We start from the raw sequence: 15,613 nt of genomic DNA, 5'->3' as shown, positions 1-15,613 counted from the left end.
CTCCCGTACTCGGCCGGTACTCATTCGGCCGGTCCGGCGCGGGCGATCGCCCGCGCCGGACCGAGGCCGAACGCGGCAACCCCGGCCGGTGCCTCCGCCGTCACCAGCACGTCCCATCCCTCGACGACGCATTCGCTCACCTGTGCCCGCATCCGGGACACCACCGAGGTCGCTGCCACGCAGGCTTCCGCACCGTCGGCCAGCGCGTGTGCCGCCGCGAGCGCGCCCAGGTCGGCCGCGGACTGAGCGCGGTGCCGGGCCGCGACCGCACCGCCGAGGTGCAGCAGGATCGCGGTCACCGCGACGAGCCCGGCCAGTGCGAAGCACGCGAACACCGTCGCCCCACCGGACTCGTCCCGCACGAACCGTCTCATTCGCCGGCGCCCTCCGGTTCACGGGCCGCGACCGCGTCCGCCGACAGTTCGAGCAGCGGCAGCAGCGGCACTCGGGCCCGCACCGTCGCGACGACGAACCCACCGTCGTCCCGGACGGCGACGTCGGCATCCGACGGTGCGATCCGGCCGGCGACCGCGACAGCCGTCCCGTCACCGCGGGCCGCGAGACGGGCTGCCTCCCGGGCGGCGTCGATGCAGCGGATCTGCACGGATGCCGCGACGATCGCCCCGACGCACAGCACGACGACGGTCACGATCGACGCGAGCGCGATCGCCGCCTCCACGGTGACGGCGCCGTCGTCGCGCCGCAGCGTCTGCAGCCGGGTCACACCTTCGTCGACAGGGCTTTGTCGATGATCCCGGTGAGTGCATCGACGATGGAATCGCCCGTGACGACCGTGTACAGGATCGCCCCGAAGGCCGCGGCGGCGATCGTGCCGATCGCATACTCCGCATTGGTAGATTACACACATGGCCAGCCCCCACAAGCCGACACGCGCTCTTATCGTCGTCAGACTGTCGCGTGTCACTGACGCGACCACCTCACCCGAGCGCCAGCTCGAGGCATGCCGGACCCTGTGTGAACAGCGCGGATACGAGGTCGCCGGCATCGCCCAAGACTTGGACGTATCCGCCGGTCTCACGACTCCGTTCGAGCGTCCACAGCTCGGGGACTGGCTCGAGAATCGGTTTCAAGAGATCGACGTCATCGTCGTGTACCGGATGGACCGCATCGTTCGGCGGTTGCTCGATCTGGCCGACCTGATTCGGTGGGGACAGACTCACTCGGTGTCGCTGGTGAGCGCCACAGAGTCGTTCCTGGACCTCACGTCACCGTTCGGCGACATCATCGCGTTGCTGGTGGCCAAGGTCGCCGAGCTGGAGCTGGAGGCGATCAGTTCCCGGATCGCATCCGCGTACCACCACAACCGCCAGCTCGGGAAGTGGACCGGTGGTGCCCAGATTCCATGGGGGTACCTGCCCCGGCAGACCGACGACGGCTGGCGTCTGGCCCCGGACCCCGAGGCCGTGGCAGTGATCCACGAGGTTGCCGAGCGCGTATTGGCTGGTGAGCCGCTGCGAGCGGTCGCCCACGACCTGAACGAACGCAAGGTGCCGACCGCTAAGGATCGGGTGAACGCTCACCTGGGCCGTGAGCTGAAGGGGTACGAGTGGACCTCGGGAGGCCTCAAGCGGTCGATGACGCTGCCGACGATGCTCGGGTACGCAACCGTGCGTGAGCCCAAGCGAGACGCAAACGGCGAGGTCATGAGGGATGCACGCGGACGCAAGATGTTCGAGGCCGAGGACGTTCTACGAGGCCCTGACGGCTCGCCTGTGCAGCGAGCTGAACCGATCCTGACCAAGCATCTTTTCGACCAGCTCAGCGCGGAGCTGGCCAGCCGCGAGAACCGCAAGGAGCCGACCAAGCGGTCGAACGCTTTGCTGCTCCGGGTGATCTACTGCGGCGTCTGCGGTCGCCCGTGCTACCAGCTAAAAGGCGGTCAGGGCCGTCGGCCTCGGTACCGGTGTTCATCGGCTCAGTACAAGTCGACGTGCGGCAATGGCTCAGTTGTCATGGAGGAACTCGACGAGCTGGTCGAGTCCGCGGTTCTGGGTCTCATGGGGGATTCTGAACGGCTGCAACGGGTTTGGGACGCCGGCGAAGACAACGCAGCCGAGCTAGTCGACCTGGACAACACCCTGGCCGACCTTGCCAGCCAGCTAGGCCGAGGGCCGTTTCGGGCCGGCACGGCCCAGCGGGCGGCACTTGATGCGAACATCGAGGCGCTCGACAAGCGCCGGGAGGAGCTCGCAGCGGCCACGACCAGGCCTGCCGGCTGGACCTGGCAGCCGACCGGCGAGACGTTCCGCGACTGGTGGCAGTCGCTGGACCTCCCCCAGCGGAACGTCTACCTCCGCACGATGGGCGTCAGGGTCACGTTCGACAAGCTCGATGAGTTGTCGGTTCAGCTGGAGATGGCCGAGCTGGAGAAGATGGCCGCTCAAGTCCAGACGGTCGGACCGGTCGAGACGATGACCGAGACGTTCGCCAAGATGACCGAACACGGCATCGCTGGCGTCGAGATCCACGACCACACAGCCGTGGTCGTGTCGAAGTCCGGCGAGCGGGTCGAGATCCCGCTGGAGGCCACCGAGGAGTGACGGGCACCGGGGCCGGCCAAAATCAACGGCAGGCCCCAGCGCCTCGATAATTGCTGTGGCCACCGATTAATTGGACCGAGCCCGACCCCCTGTGCAATTCCCATTTACCCGACTTTGGTTCCATTTGATGATTCGGAATTATCGACCGCGTGTTTGCCGTGTCCGGCAATTGCACCGCGGGCCGCACCTGAATTGGTCGGCTTGTTTATCAGCCCCGCCCGATCGGCCGGCTCTTGCCCCGCCGACCCGGCGGCGGTACCCTCGAATCAGTCCGCCGCATCGGGCGGACATGTGGCCGTGCCGTCGATCTGAGGATCGCCGTAGTGGCCCCCAGGAGCCACGGAGAGCGCCTAGCCTACCGTGGTTCGAGTCGTTGGGTGGTTAAGCCCCTTTGAGGCCTCAGCGCGGACGCTGGAGGCCCCTATCGACGTATGGGCTGGTCAGGGCTGGTTTTTACCGCCCTACGCGGGCGCGCGAAACAAGGATATCTTTGATCTAGTTCTCCAGTTGCTGGAGGTTAGAGTGAGGGAACCCCCTTTAGGGGGTTCCCGAACTAGAGGATTTTCTTAAAGAAAATCCCTATCTAGATATTATTATAATATATCTCTCAGGAGCCCCCTGAAGGGGCTCCAGTAGCTATTCTTTGATGGTAGATAATACCCCCCTGCGGGGGTCTCGGAGGGCACCTGAGGGGTGCCATCTGGAGCGCCAAGAATGGCGCGTCTGGAGGGTTAGGAATGGCTCCCAAGAGGAGCCAAGAATAGCTTCAGGACACCTCATCTGTCATTCAAGAATGGCGCTATCGACACCTTCGGTGCGCGTACTTCGGTGCCTGCCATCTGCCTACTCGGCCTCACCAGCCCTAGACCCCCAGCCGTGGTTGAGGGGGCCGGGCTGGCTCGTGAGCCTCATACGGCAGATGCCAGCCACAGCCCCAGGTTACGAACCGGTAACAAGCGACTGGACGCGGGGCAGAAGCCCGCATCTAGCTGTGAGTTCCAACACACGTCATGAGGAGAGACATGAACACCAACACCATCGGCCAGGTCGAGACCTCGGCATCCGGCATCCAGTTCGTCCGCCCGCTGAGCGACGCAGCCGCCAAGGCGGTGCCGAACCACGTCGACAAGTGGCGACGCGAGAACCCGAACCATGTGGTCAGGCAGGAAGTGGAGTCGACCGGCGGGGCCTGGGTCCAGTTCTGGGGATTCCGCGTCTACTACGGCCCGTGTGCCGACTGCAGCGGACTCGTCCACACGCGCCGGTACATCGCGGACAAGAAGGACGGAAGCACCGACACCGGTCGGTGGCCGAAGTACTGCACCGAGTGCAGCGAGAAGCGGCACGCGGCACACAACGCTGATGCGAAGGAGCGGATGGCGGCGCTACGCAAGCGGCGGAGGGAAGCTCTACTAGCGCAGTCCGTGGAGCCTCGTCAGCCGGGTAGGCCGAAGGGATCGTGGAGCACCTCGGCCAGCGAGTCGCGTGGATCCTGGATCAGGACTGTCCCAAGTATGAGTTACGTCACTTAGGAGAACCTAAAACTGTGTTCCGGATTTCTACTGATGGTTGTACAGGGAAAGACATCCCTTATTAACGTGCGAGCTGGAGCCCGATGGTTGGTCGGTGCTCGCCGCAGCCGGCGAGTCCCAAGCTCGTCGGCGGTCGGTCGGTGTAGTTCTCTCCTCCGCCGACCGCCTGAACTTCCGAGGTGGTCTGACCTCGGCAAGCCGCTGCTTCATCAGCGGATACAAGGGACGGCTGGTTACCGTCCCGCTCCTGTTGGGGAGTTACTTGATCGAGAGCCCCGGTCTGCTGGTCATGGCAGGCCGGGGTTTTTCGTCAGCCAAATCCTGATAGCCCTACCACCCGAAAGGAGGCCCGCCATGCGGACCTGTCGATCCGGTCAGCACCACATCCACGGCCCAGCGGACCTCCGCACCGACGGCCGCTGCATCAGATGCAGCCGCCAGACCCAGCAGCGTTACCGCGCTCGCTGCCGTAGTGCGCTGCGGACGCTGAAGGCGCAGGCCGACGAGGCCTGAGGTTCTCCCAGCCTCCAGAAGGAAGCCCACGCACAACTGTTGGAACCAGCGCCTACAGGGCGAGCGGTTCCCGACCTGATCGCAACTTGACATACCCAGGGCCACGACCAACGTCGTGGCCTTTCGCATATCCAGAGGAGAGAAACGCATGGACGCACTGACCGAGGCGGTCGTACGAGCTGCCGAGCACGGCGCACCACCGAGGACGTTCCACGTCGGCCCCGACGCCGTTGTCGACTTCGGTACTGGCCGGAGTCACCCGTACGACGACCTGACGATCACGCACTGGACGGAGGACCGATGAGCGCACCTGAAAACCCGATGTCGATTCCTGGCCCTGAGGGTAACGCTGACGAGGCTTCTGCGGTAGCTGACAACACGGGTACCCCTGAGGTATCCCAGGGCCTCAGGGAGGCACGCGATCGATACCGCAGCGAGCGCGACGCGAGCCGCGATGAACTGACCGCCGCCCAGGCTCGCATCGCCCGGATGCAGCGATCTGAGATCGAACGACTGGCCACCGAGGCCGGTCTGTCTCACGGATCCGACGTGTTCACCTTGAGCGGGAACGACTCCGTCGACTACCTCGACGACGATGGCAACGTCGACCCTGCCCTCGTGGCGGCTGATGTCACCGCCGTCCTCGAGGAGCGCCCCGGTCTGCGGAAGAACGCCCCCGCGTTCGATCCCACCCAGGGCACCGGAGGCCTTCCGAAACGCAAGCGCGAAGAGCCATCGCTCGCCGCGATGATCAAGGGCACTGTGGCCGATCCCTGGTCGCCACAGCGGTAACCGAACTTCTGCTCTGCACGCCGTCCGTGACGGCAAGAGAGCGACAAAACCTCTGTGAGGCAACAGGATCCGAGTCCGTGGCTCGGTGACTTCCAGCATTAATCCAGGCCTCTGGCAACGAGCCAGGGGCCTTTCTCATGTCCGTAGGAGGACACCATGACCGTTCTGAACACCAACCTCGCCAACGCCTGGACCCCCGAGGACTACGGCAAGGCAATCGACCTCGTCGTCGACGCCGAGTCCATCGCTTTCCTGGTCGCGACCGTGACCAACACCGACAAGCACACGATCCGGTTCCCGATCCTGGTCGATGACGCCGCGACCGGCTGGGTCGCCGAGAAGGCGACCATCCCGCTGACCGATCCCGAGACCGCCGAGCTGGTGGTGACCCCCCAGAAGGTCGCCGGCCGAGTCGAACTCTCCAACGAGTCCGTCATGGACTCCGATCCGGCGGTTCTGGACGAGACCGCGAAGGGTCTCGGTCGAAGCCTCGCCAAGCGGATTGACTCGGCGTTCTTCGGTGACACCGTCACGAACGGCCCGAGCGGCCTGCTTTCGCTGACCGACGCCCAGGTGGTCGACGCTGGTGCGTTCGCCAACCTCGACCCGTTCCACGACGCGAAGTTGCAGGCGTTCAACAACGGTGCCGAGCTGACGCACTTCGTCATGGCTCCCGATGTCGCCAACACTCTGGCCAAGGTCAAGACCACCAGCGGCTCCAACGCTGGCCTGCTCGAGACTGTGGACGACGGTGTCCGCCTCGCGGGCGTCCCGGTGTACGTCTCGCGTGCCGTCGCGGCCGGCAACGTCTGGGGCCTGGACAAGCGCCAGATCCGCACCGTCCGTCGCCTGGGCACGACCATCGTCGCGGACGCCAGCGCGTCGTTCGACTCCGATGCGACTCAGCTTCGCGCCACCTCGCGTGTGGCCTTCGGCTACGCCAACCCGGCTGGCATCGTGCGTCTGTACGACGCTGTCTAATCGATTGAGCTGCAACATAACTGAATAGATTCACCCAGCGAAGGGGCCGGTCTCACCACCGGCCCCTTCTGCTGTTCAAGACCCGCGAACGAGGAGAGACCAACCACATGACCAAGTACCGCAGCGCCCAGCCGTGTGAGCGCGAAGGCTGCCCCGGCCTCAGGTTCGGCGACCACCCGTACTGCTGTTACTCCTGCAAGGTCATCGCGCAGGAACTGGAGAACACCGAGAGGGTCTGCAAGGCGATCGGTGACTCGGAGCTGGCCACCGAGTTGTGGACCGAGGTGGTCGAACTCAGCGACACACTCAGCAGGTACCTCGAACTGAACTTCCGCCTTCGCTTGCTGGCGCTCGAGTCGGGCATCACCCACAGACAGTGGAACTCGTTCCACAAGGGTCGAGCCGGCTAGGAGCTGCTCAGTACGTACCCGGTAGCTCTGACAGATCACCCGTAGTGACGGGTGCTCCGTTGCAGAGGCGCTCGAACGCCTGGGTGGAGGTCTCGCCTGCCTTGTACGCCTTGTCGAGTGCGTGGATCAGCAGGCTACGTGCGCCGTCAGCGGCGGGAGTGCCGTCGCTCAGCGGGAACAAGACCTTGTCGTCGTTGGTGTAGAGGGTGACGCCCTCGTACGGCTGCGCCCAGCGACCAGGTCCGGTCCGAGGCAGCGCCTTGAAGTCGTCCATGGCCACGATGCCCGTCGCCTGGCTGGCGACCTTGTCGTCCCAGTTGATCACCCGCACATCGTCGCAGATCAGGCGGGACACCCCCACGGGAGACTCCCCGTACCCCCGTCTCAGACCGGGTGGTTATGCGGTCGCCACATCTTGTGCGGTCTTCAGAACCTGATTTTTCACTAGATGCCCTGATCAGGGCCTATTTCCAACGTTTGATTAAGGGGTTGAAACGCCTATGAGGCCACGAATGCCGAAGGGCTTCGGTTCGGCAGGCCAGAAGCTCTGGAAAACCGTCCTGGACGAGTACGACCTGGACAACGAGCCTGCCAAGCTCGAGATCCTCGCTCACGGGTGCCGGGTCTCCGACACGATCGCGGAGCTGGACCGTGCGACTGCCAACGAGCCGCTCACTGTCCGAGGAAGTGCCGGCCAAATGGTGATCCATCCGCTGATCTCCGAGGTTCGATTCCAGCGGGCGCTACTCGCCCAGCTACTCGCTCGACTCAACTTCGCAGCTCCCGAGGAGGACTGATGCCCAGAGGTACTGGGATGTCGCCGACCAGGCGACGCAATCGCAAGCCGACAGCCTCGAGCCCCGAGGCCCTGGCTGCCCTCCTGCCGGACGATCTCCGGTCGCTCGAGGGTCTAGGTACCCCCGGCGACTACCAGGCGCTGAGAGGCCACGTCGTCGACTGGCTCAACCACGCCGTACCAGACCAGGGCCAGAACCTGGCCGCACCCGTGATGGACGCAGCCGGTCTAGCGGCCGCTGACTTCTACCGAAAGGCGCTCACTCAATGACGTATGCCGCAGCCGCTGACGTAACCACGCTGTGGGCCAAGGAACCTGAGCCAGAGGTCATGGCGCTTATCGAGCGCCGGCTCGAACAGGTAGAACGCATGATCCTGCGCCGTATCCCGGATCTGGCCGACCGGATCGTCGCTGGACACATCGACGAGGCCGACGTGGCCGACATCGAGGCCGAGGCCGTCCTACGGGTCGTCCGCAACCCCGACGGATACGCGTCGGAAACCGACGGCGGGTACTCGTACCAGTTCAACCGCGAGGCATCCTCGGGCAAGCTCGAGATCCTCCCCGAGGAATGGCAGACGCTCGGGATCCGACCGCGCAAGGCCTTCGCCATCGCCCCCAATCTCGTTGCACCCATTCGGGGTTCGTCGTTCGATTCAGGGGGCTAGTCGACTACTCGACTACTCGACTACTCGACTTGTCGACTAGTCACGTGCGGATCCGAGCGCCTAGCGGCGCTGGGAACCGCTTCGACGACCGAGCGAGTGGTGCCGCAGATCGCTAACCGAGGCATCCCATCAGAGACCGCCAAGCACTCCATCGTCCACGTCATCGGGGAGCTCGTCGCCTCCGGTCGAAAGGCTGTCATCAATCTGATTGCGCTCCACCGTCCACGATTCGTCACCAACGTCGAATCGTATGCCCCTTGCGGTTTGAGTCAATGACAGTTTCGGAAGATTGGAGCCGTTGGGAGTTGACGCCAACAAGTCCTGCAATGGCTCTTTCACGTACTTATCGATGAACGTAGCCATGGTAGGGCCAGCCGAGTCTTCAAGATGCCGCCAAGCATCCTCGCCGACGTACGCTTTACCGCCGACGCTTGTGAATGCCTCGACCAACTCGGAGAGCTTCGGATTGGCGGTACCGTCCAACACGGTTAGGACGGGCGTGTAGCCGCTCTCTACGCAGTCAAGCGGAAAGTCGAGTTCCTCGCGCCACCGGCCTTGACCGGAGGCGGCGATAGTCACACGCAGCTTCATCTCATACGCAAAATCTCCCTTGACCACATCGACCTGCCGCCCCTTCTTGCTATCGGCACGTCGACGGACCGGGCTCTTCGATGCAGGTGCTGACGCACCTCCGATCGCGCTGGCAAGGATCGGCTCGAACAAGTAGCCGGTCTCCTGGGCAGCCCGGTTGTCAATGTCGTACATCCACTTTCGCCAGAGCAGCAGGCCAGCGAGGCTTGAGCCGTCCATCGCGCCATACTGGAGCAGACCTCGCGGACCAACCTGCTCCATCGTGGGGATCGGCTGAGAGCTAAGGATCTTCTCGTACTTCAGGCGAGCCTTATGCAGCATGCCGATGCAAGCAAAGTACGTATCGCCATCGCCGGCAGTCGCCTCGATAAACCGCTCGAACGTCTTGAGCGGATCCTCGTCGTCGTCCCATTGGAAGGAACTTGGTGGATCGACGTTGAATAGTTCTTGAAGGGCGTCGGCACGCCCCGCCGAGAACCCCGCCAGATTCAAATCGCGCGCGCTCAGGTGAAGGAGCGCCTTCGCCACTGGACCGGGCAGGCTTACACCGAGGTCTCCGCTCGAGATCTTGCAGATGCGCTCGAATGTGGACCGTTGACTCTGAGTTAGGCCCACAGCGTCAGTTCCTCCGGCTCGTCGATGTTGGTCTTTCCGTAACGGCTGGCAATCCGTTCAGCCACGCGTTGCAGTGCTGGGCTCATCAAATCACCAACAGTCACCTCGAACCGCATCAACGCGCCAGGCTCGGACGAGAGATCGTCCCCTGCGTCACGCGTCTTTAGCAGGGCATCGCCGAGCGCTTCGGCAAAGCGCACCGGGATCGCATTTCCGATCAAAGTTGCCTTTTGCTGGTTCGAGCCCTTGAACACGTACGCATCGGGAAACGTCTGTAGCCGCGCACATTCACGCAGGGTCAGGGTGCGAGCTTCAAACGGATGGACGAACTCACGTGAGGCGGCACTCGTGATCGCTCGTGACGGCTCATCCGGGCGCATCTTTCGGAGCCCGGCCGGCGCACCACCTCGCTTTTCTGTCGGTGTTCCGTCTGCGACACGACGGTTCGCCCTGCGCCTAAAGCTGGGGTGCTGCAACTCAGGGGGAAGATCCCGCATCGTCTGGCCCCATTCGAGCATCTCGTAGCGGCGGGCAGCCAGCTCGCTTGGCGGTTTAGCCCAATGCTCAGGAAGGCTCGCCTCCGCAGCCGAGAACGCCGCAGGGGGGAGGTCCGCCAAGGCCTTCTCCACGGAAGGGGTGAACGGCAAGGCACCGTGTCCAACCTTGGCCGAACCGGGAGCGCCGAACGCCCGGTGCGTGGGCTCGGGAACCTGCGGAGCCGTATTCAGGGAACCAATCGCGATCGTTCGCTTCCGAAGTTGGGGGACACCGTAGTTTGCGACGTTCAACTTCTCGATAGAAATCTTGTAGCCAGCCTCGATCAACGGATCGAGTAGAGCGACGACGTAGTCGCCCCCCGCTGATGTGAGGAATCCCTCGACGTTCTCGAAAAGGAACATCGAGGGACGAACCTCAGCTATGAGGCGAGCGAACACGCCAACCAGACTGTTCCGCAGGTCTGCTGCGTCCTTTGCACCAGCCGAGGAGAAACCCTGGCAGGGTGGTCCACCGACGATCGCATCCGGGATCCGTCCAGCGGTAGCAATGAGAGTCGCTGCGTCGAGGTCATGCGCGTCTACCCGAAGGAACGGGACATCGACGTGGTTAGCCTCGTACGAGTCGGCCGCAGGAGTCCAGAAGTCCGAGCCGACGGCCGTGCGGATGCCGGCCTGGTGGAGCCCTTGGGATAGGCCGCCAGCGCCCGAGAAGAGATCGATAACGACCGGTGGGCCTGCGCTGGCATTACTCATGCGCGGATCATATCTGGCCGCACCGTCACGCCCATGCGACCAACACGGTGGCCTCAACGACCTCGGTGGAACCGATGCCCGCTCGGCTGCGTCTGTGCTCGTATGGATGACGAAGAGCGTGAGGCCCTGCTTGAGGAGGGCCTGGACCCGGACGACCCCGACGTGATCGCTGCACTCGACTTCGTGCGCTGGGAACTGTCGTTGCACCGGAGGTCCGAGAGATAAGGACGCCTGCGGCGGCTGTGCCGGACCCAACGGACGCCCTGCGGGCGGCAGGGCTCTTCCGGAGTGAGGTTTCCCCGACCCTAGCGGGTCGTCCCCGCTCTAGCTGGTCCCCAGCACCAATTCCCGCTAGCTGTTCACGGCAGCTAGCCCACCCGCTGAAAGCGGGCAGGCTGTCGCTGACCCTCAAGGCGTCCGGCCGGTCCATCCAAGAGAGCGCCCCACGATCCGCTGGGGAGTCGGCCCTGTGCCGGTTCACAAGAAGAAGAACACCGGGTGCCGCTGGTTTGCGTCGGACGGCACTTGGAACGACGGCAGGCCAAAGGCCCGCACCGCGCCCCCAGGGATTGCTCCCTGGGAGACGGAACGGGTCGTTAGCGGGAGGCCGTCACCGTGTAGGTGATGTGCTGGCCGTTGGTCCAGTCGCAGACGACGGACGGCCCTTCCTGGCAGATCTGGACTTCCTCGCCAGGGAACAAGTTGCAGACGTGCTCGATGTGCCGAGTGATCCGGGCGTGAGCTTCAGTGATGCAATCGAAGGTGCCGAGGTTCGTACCACCAGCCATGCTGGCTACGACGACAAAGCGATCTTGTGCAGCTACACTCGTGAAACGGTTCATAACGGGCTCTCTCCGTTGTGGCCAAGACCCCGTAGGTGTTCCAGCACCTTAGGGGTCGCTTGTCTTACGGGAGTAAACCGAGGTTTTGGAGTACTCGGCGGTGCTCATGCCGTCGTCGGCGGTCGCCGCGAGCACGATCCGTGCCTGGATCTCGTGAAACTTCTTCGTCCACATGGTTGTCCCCCTCCATTCGATGCCGGTGCGGCGGTTCCGCACCGGCGTTCCCCCTGCCGGTCACAGGAGCCCTCCCGAGAGGACTCCGCCGGCGAGCCCGATCACCACCGGGACGATGCCCAGGCAGATGAACGCGGGCAGGAAGCACAGGCCCAGCGGGCCGCTGACGAGCACACCGGCGCGTTCCGCGGCGGCGAGCGCCCGGTCCTCGGCGTCGGTGCGCTGTCCCACCGCCAGTTCCGCGATCGCCCCGGACAGGGCGGCCCCCGATCGTGCGGAGCGCCGCGCCATCCGGGCGAGCGCTTCCGTCGCCGGATCCGTGTCCGACGCCGCCCACGCGGTGGCGGGATCGGCGCCGAGCGCCAGCAGGTCCGCGGTGCGGCGCAACGACTCCGACAACGGCGGTGGCGCCGACGGTGCGACAGCGGCGGCTGCGGCGGCCGGTGGCAGACCGGCCTCGAGGCATGCCGCGAGCAGGTCGAACGTGCCGGCGACGGCCAGTGGGTCGTCGGCGTCCGCGGTCGGCGCCGCAACCCGGTCGTCGGACGGGACGACGGCGGATCCACGTAACCGGTGACGCACCCGCGTCCCGCCGGGGACCGTCAGCACGGCAGCGGCCGTCAGGGCGATCGACAGCCACATCAGGTCACCGCCCGGTCGACGATGCGGTCTGTCCATGCCAGCCCGGCAGCCACCAGCGCCGTTCCGACGACCAGCAGCACACTGCCGAGGCCGCCGCCGAGCAGGACCCGGACCGGAGCGGCACCCATCATCTGTCCGAGGCCGACGCCGAGCACCGGTAGTCCCGCGAGCACCGCAGCCGTGGCCCGGGCCCCGGACAGTCCGGCCTCCGCACGGTTGCGGAAACGTTTGCGCCCCTGCAGGTCGGTCCGGGCCGCCTGCAGCAGATCGGCGAGCGCCAGCCCACGGGCCTCCGCGACGGACCATGCCGCCGCGATCCGCTGCAGGTCGTCGGCGACGACGCTGTCGCGGGCCGCGAAACCCGTGGCGGCCGAACCACCGAGCCGGGCTCGGGCCGCGGCACCGCGGAAGGCGGCGACGGCGTCGGGGCCGATGCCGGACTCCTCGGCGGCGGTCTCGCATGCGACCGCCGGGTGCGCGCCGACCCGCAGTTCCCCGATCACGATGTCGAGTCCGGCGAGCACACCGTCGCGGGCCCGTTCCCGGGCCGCGGTGGCCGTGCGGCGGCGGTGCCGTCGCCGCAGGGTGCCGACGACGATCGCGGCGGCCGTCGCCGGTCCGATCGCACCGGCCACGGCGAGCAGCGCGCACACCGGGAAGCCGAGGTCGTACGGGGTGAGTCCGTGCCGGGTCGCCCATTGCCGAGCCCACCCGATCGGTGCGGGCGCGACCCACGTCGTGACGGCCCGGAACCGGGTGCGGGCGGGATGGGCCGGTGCAGTCATCAGTGCGGCCGCCACACAGATCAGTGCTGCCGTCATCGCAGCCGCCGGGAATCCAGCAGTGCTCGCAGTGTCCCGGCTCCGGGGCCGGGGCCACCGTCCCGGGTCCAGGCCGCGGCGACGCACACCGCGCCGGACGGATCACGTTCGAGCACACCGATTTCGGCGAGACTCCGCATCCCCGACGCGTCTCGGCGCACGTGCAGCACCGCCTGCACGGCCGCGGCGAGCTGACTGTGCAGTGCGGCGCGGTCCATGCCACCGAGTGCGGCCAGCGCCTCGAGTCGCGCCGGCACCTCACCGGGCGAGTTCGCGTGCACGGTGCCGGCGCCGCCGTCGTGACCGGTGTTGAGTGCGGTGAGCAGATCGACGACCTCGGCGCCGCGCACCTCCCCCACCACGATCCGGTCCGGGCGCATCCGCAGCGACTGCCGCACCAGGTCACGCACCGTGACCTCACCGACGCCCTCGACGTTCGGGGCGCGGGCCACCAGTCGCACGACGTGCGGGTGCGAGGGCGCCAGTTCCGCGGCATCCTCGACACACACGATCCGTTCGGCCGGGTCGACCCGGCCGAGCATCGCGGCGAGGACGGTCGTCTTTCCCGCACCTGTGCCGCCGGTCACGAGGAAGGCCAGGCGGGCGCGGACGATCTCGTCGAGGAGCCGGTGGGCATCGGGGCTCACCGCACCGCGCGCCGCGAGGTCGTCGAGGCTGTGTGTCGCGGGCCGCAGGACCCGCAGCGACACGCACGTCCCGCCCTGCGCGACCGGGGCGAGGACGGCGTGCAGCCGGATTCCGTAGTCGCCGTGGCCGATTCCGTCGAGGCGGCCGTCGACCCACGGCTGCGCGTCGTCGAGGCGGCGGCCCGCGGACAGTGCGAGGCGCTGTGCCAGCCGCCGGACGGAGGCTTCGTCCGGGAAGGACACGGTGGTGCGTTCGAGCCCGGCTCCGCGGTCGATCCACACCTCGTCGGGTGCGGTGACGAGGACGTCGGCCACCCCGGGTGCCGCGAGCAGCGCCTCGAGCGGGCCGGCGCCGGTGAGTTCGGTCTGCAGGGTCCGGAGTGCGGCGAGCAGATCGACGTCGCCCAGCACGCCACCGGATTCGGTGCGGATCGCCGCCGCGACCGCCGCCGGTGTCAGGACGCCGTCGGCGACCGCGAGCCGTTCCCGGACCCGCTCGAGCAGGTCCGGGGACGCGAGGGTGCTCACGACGCCGTCCGTCCGCGACGGGGACGGGACGCGAGCACATCGAGGACGGCCCCGGCTCCGTCGGCCAGCGGGGATCGGCGGCCGAGGTCGAGCCCGCCGCGGTCGAGCATCGTCGCGATCCGCGGTTCCGGCCGCACCGACGCCAGCAGCGGCACTCCGAGACTGTCGGCGAGGTCGCGGGCCCGCAGCCCGCCCGGTGCCGGTCCGCGGATCACCAGCCCGCGGTTGACGTTTCGTTCTCCGACCCGCTCGAGGACACGTTCGGCGGCGACACCGCCGCGGACGGTTGCGGGCACCACCACGACGACGAGGTCCGCGTCCTCGAGTACCCGGTCCCCGGCCGGGGTGGGGTGTCGCGGCACGTCGCACACGACGACGGCGCCGGTGGATCGGCCCGCGTCCAGGACTGCGCTCACCGCGGCCGGGGTCGGACCTCCGGTGCGGTCGTCCCCGCGCCCGCACGAAAGCACACTGAGCCCACTGGCGTGTACCGGCAGTGCGGCACGTAGCGCATCGGCCGCGACGCGTCCCCCCTCCACCTCCAGTCCCGACCAGCGCAGGCCGGGCCGGTCCTCGATACCGAGCAGCAGGTCGAGCCCACCGCCGAACGGGTCGGCGTCGAGCAGCAACGTCCATTCGGAGGGGCGGCCGGCGCCCTGTCTCCGTGCCGAGACCGATGCGACGGCGGCGGCGAGGGTCGACGTTCCCGCACCTCCGCAGCCGCCGACGATCGCGACGACCGTCCCGTCCGCGACCGTGTGGCCCCGGCGTTCCCCGAACGTGGCGACGAGCGCGGGTTCGTCGTCCGGGATACCGAGGACCCGGTCGGCGCCGATCTCGGTGGCGGCGCGCCAGTCGTCGAGGGTCGGCGCGCCGTCGCACACCAGGACGACGCGGTCTCGGCGCGGGAGCGACGGGCAATCCCGGGCGCCCGGGGTGTCGACGACGACGAGGTCGGCCGACATCCAGTCGGTGCGGCCGACCGGTCCCGATGCTTCAACGAATGTTTGATCGGTTGCGGCCGCGATCGATCGCAGGCACCGAACGACGTCCGGCGCACTCACGACGCCCAGCACTCCGGCCCGGCCGGGAAGGTCGATGTGGTCGATGGACATGCCCCGAGATTGCCCTGGCAGGCATCCGTCCGGGGCCTCTGCTCGGCGAATGTGGATGGTTTCGGGGGCTGTGGACAATTTCCGGTACGGCCGTACCACTGTGCCGGAATGCCGTGTCGCCGTCGAGCGGGCGGC

At 66.7% G+C, this 15,613-nt stretch carries 20 protein-coding genes and 1 pseudogene; 9 read left to right on the top strand and 12 right to left on the bottom strand.

All coding sequences use genetic code 11. From position 1 onward, the window contains the following. Positions 1-20: 20 nt before the first annotated feature. The 3 genes and pseudogenes from Q5696_RS02685 to Q5696_RS21405 all read right to left on the bottom strand — a co-directional run. On the bottom strand, positions 21-374 hold the full coding sequence (locus Q5696_RS02685) for an Rv3654c family TadE-like protein (protein ID WP_305093696.1): 354 nt from the start codon (positions 372-374) through the stop codon (positions 21-23). Continuing rightward, a complete protein-coding gene (locus Q5696_RS02680; RefSeq protein ID WP_305093695.1) occupies positions 371-724 on the bottom strand; it encodes a TadE family type IV pilus minor pilin in 354 nt (117 codons plus the stop codon). The genes Q5696_RS02685 and Q5696_RS02680 overlap by 4 nt, the downstream gene beginning before the upstream one ends. Continuing rightward, positions 721-855: pseudogene (locus Q5696_RS21405) on the bottom strand (DUF4244 domain-containing protein); the annotation flags it as partial. The gene Q5696_RS02680 and the pseudogene Q5696_RS21405, both read right to left, overlap by 4 nt. A gap of 11 nt (positions 856-866) precedes the next feature. Between Q5696_RS21405 and Q5696_RS02670 the strand changes: the two are divergent. From Q5696_RS02670 to Q5696_RS02640, 7 genes are all read left to right on the top strand, one after another. After that, the gene (locus Q5696_RS02670) at positions 867-2,561 is read left to right on the top strand and encodes a recombinase family protein (protein ID WP_305093694.1); all 1,695 of its coding nucleotides are present in this window, start codon (positions 867-869) and stop codon (positions 2,559-2,561) included. A 1,022-nt stretch (positions 2,562-3,583) separates the two neighbouring features. Then, positions 3,584-4,093 carry a hypothetical protein gene (locus tag Q5696_RS02665; protein WP_305093693.1) on the top strand — a complete coding sequence of 170 codons (510 nt, stop codon included), beginning with the start codon at positions 3,584-3,586 and terminating at the stop codon, positions 4,091-4,093. 354 nt (positions 4,094-4,447) lie between these two features. Next, a complete protein-coding gene (locus tag Q5696_RS02660) occupies positions 4,448-4,606 on the top strand; it encodes a hypothetical protein (RefSeq protein WP_305093692.1) in 159 nt (52 codons plus the stop codon). Positions 4,607-4,754: 148 nt separating this feature from the next. Beyond that, positions 4,755-4,910: a hypothetical protein gene (locus Q5696_RS02655; protein WP_305093691.1), complete on the top strand. Its 156-nt coding sequence runs from the start codon at positions 4,755-4,757 to the stop codon at positions 4,908-4,910. Beyond that, on the top strand, positions 4,907-5,398 hold the full coding sequence (locus Q5696_RS02650; protein WP_305093690.1) for a hypothetical protein: 492 nt from the start codon (positions 4,907-4,909) through the stop codon (positions 5,396-5,398). The genes Q5696_RS02655 and Q5696_RS02650 overlap by 4 nt, the downstream gene beginning before the upstream one ends. Before the next feature lie 156 nt (positions 5,399-5,554). Further along, positions 5,555-6,379 (top strand): phage major capsid protein, encoded by an 825-nt coding sequence (locus Q5696_RS02645; RefSeq protein ID WP_305093689.1) that lies wholly within the window; start codon positions 5,555-5,557, stop codon positions 6,377-6,379. A gap of 107 nt (positions 6,380-6,486) precedes the next feature. Beyond that, the gene (locus Q5696_RS02640) at positions 6,487-6,789 is read left to right on the top strand and encodes a hypothetical protein (protein WP_305093688.1); all 303 of its coding nucleotides are present in this window, start codon (positions 6,487-6,489) and stop codon (positions 6,787-6,789) included. Positions 6,790-6,796: 7 nt separating this feature from the next. On the opposite strand, the gene Q5696_RS02635 is transcribed toward Q5696_RS02640, so the two are convergent. Then, complete coding sequence (locus Q5696_RS02635) at positions 6,797-7,150, bottom strand: hypothetical protein (RefSeq protein ID WP_305093687.1); 354 nt, start codon at positions 7,148-7,150, stop codon at positions 6,797-6,799. Positions 7,151-7,301: 151 nt separating this feature from the next. On the opposite strand from Q5696_RS02635, the gene Q5696_RS02630 reads away from it, so the two are divergent. Both Q5696_RS02630 and Q5696_RS02625 read left to right on the top strand, forming a co-directional pair. Next, positions 7,302-7,586: a hypothetical protein gene (locus Q5696_RS02630; protein WP_305093686.1), complete on the top strand. Its 285-nt coding sequence runs from the start codon at positions 7,302-7,304 to the stop codon at positions 7,584-7,586. A gap of 265 nt (positions 7,587-7,851) precedes the next feature. Beyond that, on the top strand, positions 7,852-8,253 hold the full coding sequence (locus Q5696_RS02625; RefSeq protein WP_305093685.1) for a Gp19/Gp15/Gp42 family protein: 402 nt from the start codon (positions 7,852-7,854) through the stop codon (positions 8,251-8,253). A 129-nt stretch (positions 8,254-8,382) separates the two neighbouring features. Here Q5696_RS02625 and Q5696_RS02620 read toward each other — a convergent pair whose 3' ends face one another. The 8 genes from Q5696_RS02620 to ssd all read right to left on the bottom strand — a co-directional run bounded on the left by Q5696_RS02620 (position 8,383) and on the right by ssd (position 15,478). Next, a complete protein-coding gene (locus Q5696_RS02620; RefSeq protein WP_305093684.1) occupies positions 8,383-9,372 on the bottom strand; it encodes an ApaLI family restriction endonuclease in 990 nt (329 codons plus the stop codon). Positions 9,373-9,449: 77 nt separating this feature from the next. Next, positions 9,450-10,709, bottom strand: a complete 1,260-nt coding sequence (locus Q5696_RS02615; protein WP_305093683.1) for a DNA cytosine methyltransferase — start codon at positions 10,707-10,709, stop codon at positions 9,450-9,452. 596 nt (positions 10,710-11,305) lie between these two features. Continuing rightward, positions 11,306-11,551 carry a hypothetical protein gene (locus Q5696_RS02610; RefSeq protein ID WP_305093682.1) on the bottom strand — a complete coding sequence of 82 codons (246 nt, stop codon included), beginning with the start codon at positions 11,549-11,551 and terminating at the stop codon, positions 11,306-11,308. Between the two features lie 48 nt (positions 11,552-11,599). Then, on the bottom strand, positions 11,600-11,725 hold the full coding sequence (locus Q5696_RS02605) for a hypothetical protein (protein ID WP_305093681.1): 126 nt from the start codon (positions 11,723-11,725) through the stop codon (positions 11,600-11,602). Positions 11,726-11,785: 60 nt separating this feature from the next. Next, positions 11,786-12,367, bottom strand: coding sequence for a type II secretion system F family protein (locus tag Q5696_RS02600; RefSeq protein ID WP_370654847.1), 582 nt, complete (start codon positions 12,365-12,367; stop codon positions 11,786-11,788). Next, a complete protein-coding gene (locus tag Q5696_RS02595) occupies positions 12,367-13,188 on the bottom strand; it encodes a type II secretion system F family protein (protein WP_305093680.1) in 822 nt (273 codons plus the stop codon). The genes Q5696_RS02600 and Q5696_RS02595 overlap by 1 nt, the downstream gene beginning before the upstream one ends. Beyond that, the gene (locus tag Q5696_RS02590) at positions 13,185-14,363 is read right to left on the bottom strand and encodes a TadA family conjugal transfer-associated ATPase (protein ID WP_305093679.1); all 1,179 of its coding nucleotides are present in this window, start codon (positions 14,361-14,363) and stop codon (positions 13,185-13,187) included. The genes Q5696_RS02595 and Q5696_RS02590 overlap by 4 nt, the downstream gene beginning before the upstream one ends. Then, positions 14,360-15,478: a septum site-determining protein Ssd gene (gene ssd, locus Q5696_RS02585; RefSeq protein ID WP_305093678.1), complete on the bottom strand. Its 1,119-nt coding sequence runs from the start codon at positions 15,476-15,478 to the stop codon at positions 14,360-14,362. The genes Q5696_RS02590 and ssd overlap by 4 nt, the downstream gene beginning before the upstream one ends. Positions 15,479-15,613: the final 135 nt, after the last annotated feature.

The sequence above is a fragment of the Prescottella sp. R16 genome, from assembly GCF_030656875.1.
Taxonomy (GTDB): Bacteria; Actinomycetota; Actinomycetes; order Mycobacteriales; family Mycobacteriaceae; genus Prescottella.
The sequence above is the reverse complement of the archived record's forward strand: the minus strand, read 5'-3'. Positions and strand labels throughout refer to the sequence as shown.

Excerpts from the sequence above, each read along its gene's own strand:
- Q5696_RS02645 (WP_305093689.1), top strand. The coding sequence starts at position 5,555 with ATGACCGTTCTGAACACCAACCTCGCCAACGCCTGGACCCCCGAGGAC.
- Q5696_RS02600 (WP_370654847.1), bottom strand. The coding sequence starts at position 12,367 with ATGTGGCTGTCGATCGCCCTGACGGCCGCTGCCGTGCTGACGGTCCCC.
- Q5696_RS02605 (WP_305093681.1), bottom strand. The coding sequence starts at position 11,725 with ATGTGGACGAAGAAGTTTCACGAGATCCAGGCACGGATCGTGCTCGCG.
- Q5696_RS02615 (WP_305093683.1), bottom strand. The coding sequence starts at position 10,709 with ATGAGTAATGCCAGCGCAGGCCCACCGGTCGTTATCGATCTCTTCTCG.
- Q5696_RS02640 (WP_305093688.1), top strand. The coding sequence starts at position 6,487 with ATGACCAAGTACCGCAGCGCCCAGCCGTGTGAGCGCGAAGGCTGCCCC.
- Q5696_RS02595 (WP_305093680.1), bottom strand. The coding sequence starts at position 13,188 with ATGACGGCAGCACTGATCTGTGTGGCGGCCGCACTGATGACTGCACCG.
- Q5696_RS02685 (WP_305093696.1), bottom strand. The coding sequence starts at position 374 with ATGAGACGGTTCGTGCGGGACGAGTCCGGTGGGGCGACGGTGTTCGCG.
- Q5696_RS02655 (WP_305093691.1), top strand. The coding sequence starts at position 4,755 with ATGGACGCACTGACCGAGGCGGTCGTACGAGCTGCCGAGCACGGCGCA.
- Q5696_RS02610 (WP_305093682.1), bottom strand. The coding sequence starts at position 11,551 with ATGAACCGTTTCACGAGTGTAGCTGCACAAGATCGCTTTGTCGTCGTA.
- Q5696_RS02630 (WP_305093686.1), top strand. The coding sequence starts at position 7,302 with ATGCCGAAGGGCTTCGGTTCGGCAGGCCAGAAGCTCTGGAAAACCGTC.
- ssd (WP_305093678.1), bottom strand. The coding sequence starts at position 15,478 with ATGTCCATCGACCACATCGACCTTCCCGGCCGGGCCGGAGTGCTGGGC.
- Q5696_RS02625 (WP_305093685.1), top strand. The coding sequence starts at position 7,852 with ATGACGTATGCCGCAGCCGCTGACGTAACCACGCTGTGGGCCAAGGAA.
- Q5696_RS02665 (WP_305093693.1), top strand. The coding sequence starts at position 3,584 with ATGAACACCAACACCATCGGCCAGGTCGAGACCTCGGCATCCGGCATC.
- Q5696_RS02670 (WP_305093694.1), top strand. The coding sequence starts at position 867 with ATGGCCAGCCCCCACAAGCCGACACGCGCTCTTATCGTCGTCAGACTG.
- Q5696_RS02660 (WP_305093692.1), top strand. The coding sequence starts at position 4,448 with ATGCGGACCTGTCGATCCGGTCAGCACCACATCCACGGCCCAGCGGAC.
- Q5696_RS02650 (WP_305093690.1), top strand. The coding sequence starts at position 4,907 with ATGAGCGCACCTGAAAACCCGATGTCGATTCCTGGCCCTGAGGGTAAC.